The sequence below is a fragment of the Shewanella gelidii genome (assembly GCF_014647855.1).
GTDB lineage: Bacteria > Pseudomonadota > Gammaproteobacteria > Enterobacterales > Shewanellaceae > Shewanella > Shewanella gelidii.
Genome location: NZ_BMPZ01000024.1, coordinates 1 through 2,154, shown reverse-complemented (window position 1 = coordinate 2,154; position 2,154 = coordinate 1). Strand labels below are relative to the sequence as shown.

The 2,154-nt window shown below is 44.4% G+C and carries 3 protein-coding genes and 1 pseudogene; 3 read left to right on the top strand and 1 reads right to left on the bottom strand.

Going from position 1 to position 2,154, the window contains the following annotated elements; translation table 11 throughout:
• Together IEY18_RS17260 and IEY18_RS17255 are read left to right on the top strand one after the other, a co-directional pair.
• A partial coding sequence (locus tag IEY18_RS17260) for a M3 family metallopeptidase (RefSeq protein ID WP_229780029.1) occupies window positions 1–783 on the top strand: 783 nt, incomplete at its 5' end.
• 188 nt (window positions 784–971) lie between these two features.
• Window positions 972–1,640 (top strand): hypothetical protein, encoded by a 669-nt coding sequence (locus tag IEY18_RS17255; protein WP_188923123.1) that lies wholly within the window; start codon window positions 972–974, stop codon window positions 1,638–1,640.
• Between the two features lie 4 nt (window positions 1,641–1,644).
• Here the strand turns inward: IEY18_RS17255 and IEY18_RS17250 are convergent, their stop codons facing one another.
• Entirely contained in the window at window positions 1,645–1,833 is a 189-nt protein-coding gene (locus IEY18_RS17250) for a hypothetical protein (RefSeq protein WP_188923121.1), read from the bottom strand.
• 150 nt (window positions 1,834–1,983) lie between these two features.
• Between IEY18_RS17250 and IEY18_RS17245 the strand changes: the two are divergent.
• Window positions 1,984–2,154, top strand: a pseudogene (locus IEY18_RS17245) (M3 family metallopeptidase); the annotation flags it as partial.

Below are 2,154 nucleotides of genomic sequence, written 5' to 3'. Positions count from 1 at the left end.
AAACGTGGTGGCGCGTGGATGAACGCATTCGTAGGCCAAAACCACTTACTCGGCAAAAAGCCAGTCATTGTGAATGTAATGAACATTCCTAAGCCAGCTGAAGGCCAACCCGCACTGGTTAGCTTTAATAACGTGACCACCATGTTCCATGAAATGGGCCACGGCATGCACGGCATGTTATCAGATGTGAAGTATCCAAAGCTTGCTGGTACGGCTGTCTCGCGCGATTATGTTGAGTTCCCATCACAGTTCCAAGAAGATTGGGCAATTCACCCTGATGTATTGGCAAACTACGCCAAGCACTACCAAACGGGAGAATCAATTCCGCAAGATCTACTGAACAAAATGCTCGCCGCAAACAAATTCAACCAAGGCTTCGATAGCCTCGAATATGTTGCTGCAGCTTTGCTAGATATGGAATGGCACAGCATCGCACCCGGCACTAAAATTGAGTCACTCGCTGATTTTGAAGACAAAGCGCTCCGTAAAAATGGCGTAAAATCTGATTACGTGCCACCACGTTACAAGTCTAACTACTTTGCACACGTATTTGCCGGCGGCTATTCTGCGGGCTACTACGCCTACATGTGGAGTGAAGTGCTTGCCGCAGATGCATTTAATTACATGGCAAAGAATGGCGGTTTAACCCGTGAATATGGCGACAAAATTCGCGAAACCATCTACTCCAAAGGCAACTCAATCGACCCGAACCAGCAGTACCTAAACTTCAAAGGCGCCAAGCCTGAAGTTGCCGGACTGCTGATCCGTCGCGGCCTACTATAATCAGCACAGTTTGACGAGCCAAAGCCAATAACGCATCTGGCTTAAAGCAAAAAACCGGAGGTATTAACCTCCGGTTTTTTATTATTGAACTCTTCAAAGTAACTAAATGAAACTTGATTGAAACCTCATTTAAAACAAAATATTATACAGACATAGAAGCGATTCAGCTAATTCATTTAGGGATGTTTATGTTCAGTGATTTCAATATTCAGTTAACCACATTCGACTGGAATGGTGTTTCTGGAATAACAAATATCTTAATGGTAGTTCTCACGGGTTTACTACTATATGGATTAAAGCAAGGCTCGAACAATATTAAAGAATCAGCTCTATCAAGAGACGCAGACATTCTGCGCTGGGCCATGAGCGAAATGGATAAACTAAAGCCCGATATACGCCTGATAACTGATGCACACAAAAAGCATAACTATTGTAATTGCCCTAACGCTCACCAGAAGATTCATGAGTGCAATTGGGATATAGAGGAGCTCGCGGCAGCACAACGTGTAAGCATCACGATGCAAAGAATCGGATATATGGCTTTACACAATCTAATATCCAGAAATCACTTTACCAACCTCTGGGGGCCAATGTACTTATCCACTTGGTATGCACTAGAGGCTTGGGTCAAACACAAGCGCCTTGATTTAGATGAACCTTTGTCAATTAAAGAAGGGGCATACTCAAGAATGTATTTAGAGCAATTTGCAATCTATTGTGAAGAAATGCTTCCTCTCGAACTCGTCAACAATGAAAGAGAGCGTTTTAATCTGCCAATGTTGACTCAAAATGACCGAAAAAGTTACCAAAAACTAGTCGATAAATTGGGGGCTAGAAAGGAGAAATTAGATATCTAAAGCTCTAAGCAGAAATCAGCTCTAATACTGGATGCAATAAACCGGCAATCATGACAATCCACACCACAAAACCTGTGATACTGGCGCTGGCAATCAGCCAGCTTTTTAGCGTTGATAGTTGCTGAATCACATCGAACTTAGCAAGTGCCAATCGCAGTAGCTTTGCCCGCGCTTGAATCTGGCTTGCAGGCACAGACTCATCCCGACAAGAGTCCTATGGTTTGCTCAAATTGTTGCAACTCAGCCACGCCATGCACGGCGGCCAAATCACAACTCAGCTCAATCTGAACATTGAAATCCCGCCGAATGAGATGCTTCAAGCCCTTTGGCCAGTGCAGTGTTAACCAGTGCAGCAAAGACTTACGCAGATTACTTTGCCCGTGAAGGTAAACGTGGTGGCGCGTGGATGAACGCATTCGTAGGCCAAAACCACTTACTCGGCAAAAAGCCAGTCATTGTGAATGTAATGAACATTCCTAAGCCAGCTGAAGGCCAACCCGCACTGGTTAGCTTT

Bases quoted from the DNA above. Each gene is read 5' to 3' on its own strand.
- IEY18_RS17255 (WP_188923123.1), top strand. From the start codon at position 972: ATGTTCAGTGATTTCAATATTCAGTTAACCACATTCGACTGGAATGGT.